This window comes from Azonexus sp. (genome assembly GCF_036170495.1).
Taxonomy (GTDB): Bacteria; Pseudomonadota; Gammaproteobacteria; order Burkholderiales; family Rhodocyclaceae; genus Azonexus.
The window spans coordinates 1362-3690 of sequence record NZ_JAVHPH010000223.1 but is presented as its reverse complement, the minus strand read 5'-3'; the positions used below and the strand labels follow the sequence as shown (position 1 = coordinate 3690).

Here is a 2329-nt window from a genome sequence, read left to right as displayed (position 1 = left end):
ATCAGGAACTGTTCGAAGTCGCTTTGCGAGGCGACAGAATGGACGACGGAAACCATGCCGCAATTATAAGACCGATCTCCCGAGGCCAGTATGACCGGCACCAAATTGCCCGCGACATGCCTACACAGCCCGAGCCACGGCCCGATCAGGCATAATCCGGCGACCGTGAAAAAACTGTTCGCCAACCCCTATTTGCTGCTGATCCTGACCGTGCTCTTCTGGTCCGGAAACATGGTGGTCGGCCGTGGTGCGCGTGGCGACATTCCGCCGCTGGGCTTCGCCTTCTGGCGCTGGACCATCGCCTTTGCGCTGATCCTGCCGCTGGCCATGCCCCACCTCAAAGCCCAGTGGCCGCTGCTGAAAAAAGGCTGGCGCCCCCTGCTCGTGCTCGGCCTGCTCGGTGTCGGCGGCTACAACACCTTCGCCTACATCGCCCTGCAGGACACCAGCGCGACCAACGCCGCGCTGCTCAATTCCTTCGTGCCAATCGCCACCATCGCTATCTCCTGGGCGTTTCTCGGCAAACACCTGCGCCGGCCCGAAGGCATCGGCGTCGTCATTTCCCTGTGCGGCGCGCTGACCATCGTGTCGCGTGGCGACCTAGCCGTGCTTGCCCATCTCAACCTCAATGTCGGCGACGTCTGGATGCTCGTCGCCGTGCTCGACTGGGCGATCTACACCGTCGCCCTGGCCTGGCGCCCGAGCGGCGTACACCCCATGCTCATGCTCGGCGCCACCACCGCCATCGGTCTCTGCGCCCTCGGCCCGGCTTACGCCTGGGAACTGGCGCAAGGCCGGCATATCAACCTGCACCTCGGCGCGCTGACCGCGCTGGCCTACGTCGGCCTCTTCCCGAGCTTTCTCGGCTACATTTTCTACAACAAGGGTGTCGCCGAAGTCGGCGCCAACAAGGCCAGCCTGTTCATCCACCTCATGCCGGTTTTCGGGACATTGCTCTCCTTCCTGTTCCTCGGAGAAGTTCCGTTCTGGTACCACTATTTCGGCATCGCCCTGATTTTCTCGGGCATCTGGCTGACCATGAAAAAATGAAACGTTGGCTCGACCGGCTGCGCGGCAAGAAGGCAGCGGCCATTCCCGACGCCTTGTGGGCGAGCACCCTCGCGGCGCTGCCCTTTCTCGACGATCTCACGGTCAACGAGAAAAAAGAGCTAAAAATGAAAGCCGAGGCTTTCCTCGCCGAGAAGGAATTCAGCGCCGCCGGCGGCCTCGATCTGACCGACGAAATCTGCGTTTCCATCGCCGCCCAGGGTTGCCTGCCCATTCTCAAGCTCGGGCTGGCGGCCTACCGCGAATGGGTCGGCATCATCGTCTACCCCGACGAATTCGTCGTGCCGCGGCGCATCGAGGACGAATCCGGCGTCGTCCATGAATACGCCGACGTGCTTTCCGGCGAAGCCTGGGAAGGCGGTCCGCTGATCATTTCGTGGCACGACGTGCAAATGGCCGGCGACGGCTACAACGTGGTCATCCACGAATTCGCCCACAAGCTGGACATGCTCAACGGTGAAGCGGACGGCATGCCGGCGCTGCATTCGGGCATCGGCGAAGGCGAGTGGCAGGAAATCTTTTTCGCCGCCTACGACGACTTTTGCCGACGCGTAGACGATGACGAAGACACCGCCATCGACCCCTACGCCAGCACTGATCCGGCCGAATTTTTCGCCGTGCTTTCGGAGAGCTTCTTCGAAGTCCCTGATCTTGTCGCCGCAGAATACCCGGCGCTGTACCACCTATTCTGCCGTTACTACCGCCAGGACCCGCTCAGCCGCCGATTGGCCGAACCGGGTGCGCGCTAGGGCGAGGAAAATCCCCCTTGTCGACAGGGGTATGATGTTCGGTCATCACCGACTAGCCTTGGAAATCATCCGTTCGATGTCCGTCGAAACGCCCAGCGTATCCTTCCCAGCCGCCTTGCATGGCGCCATCCTCAATGAGGCGCCGGACGGCATTCTGGTCGTTACCGCGGCAAATACGATTGCCTCGATCAACGAACGTTTTTTTGCGGTGTGGAACATCCCCCGCCCGGCCTCGCCGCTCGAAGCCCTGATCGGCACCTCCGACACGCCCATCCTCAACCAGGTGCTGGCCCGCGTCCGTGACAGCGACCCCTTTCTGGCGCGCATTCGCACGCTTTACGCCGACCCAAGCCTGAACGACGACTGCAACATCCCGCTCAAGGATGGACGCACCCTCCATCGTCATTCGGCCGCGCTGCGCGGCGATGACGGACACGGCATGGGCCGGGTATGGTTCTTCCGCGACATCAGCGACATCGTCCGCTCGCAGCAGGCCAGGGAGGACAGCGAAA

4 protein-coding genes are annotated in these 2329 nt (G+C 62.2%); 3 read left to right on the top strand and 1 reads right to left on the bottom strand.

Annotated elements, in window-relative coordinates:
• A partial coding sequence (locus tag ADADOO_RS07570; protein ID WP_511276374.1) for a hypothetical protein occupies positions 1-185 on the bottom strand: 185 nt, incomplete at its 3' end.
• Here ADADOO_RS07570 and ADADOO_RS07565 point away from each other — a divergent pair.
• From ADADOO_RS07565 to ADADOO_RS07555, 3 genes are all read left to right on the top strand, one after another.
• On the top strand, positions 166-1050 hold the full coding sequence (locus ADADOO_RS07565; RefSeq protein WP_511276372.1) for a DMT family transporter: 885 nt from the start codon (positions 166-168) through the stop codon (positions 1048-1050). The genes ADADOO_RS07570 and ADADOO_RS07565 overlap by 20 nt on opposite strands.
• Complete coding sequence (locus ADADOO_RS07560; protein ID WP_511276371.1) at positions 1047-1817, top strand: M90 family metallopeptidase; 771 nt, start codon at positions 1047-1049, stop codon at positions 1815-1817. Before ADADOO_RS07565 ends, ADADOO_RS07560 begins: the two co-directional genes overlap by 4 nt.
• A 76-nt stretch (positions 1818-1893) precedes the next feature.
• Positions 1894-2329: hypothetical protein (locus ADADOO_RS07555; protein WP_511276369.1), on the top strand; the 436-nt coding region annotated here is incomplete at its 3' end.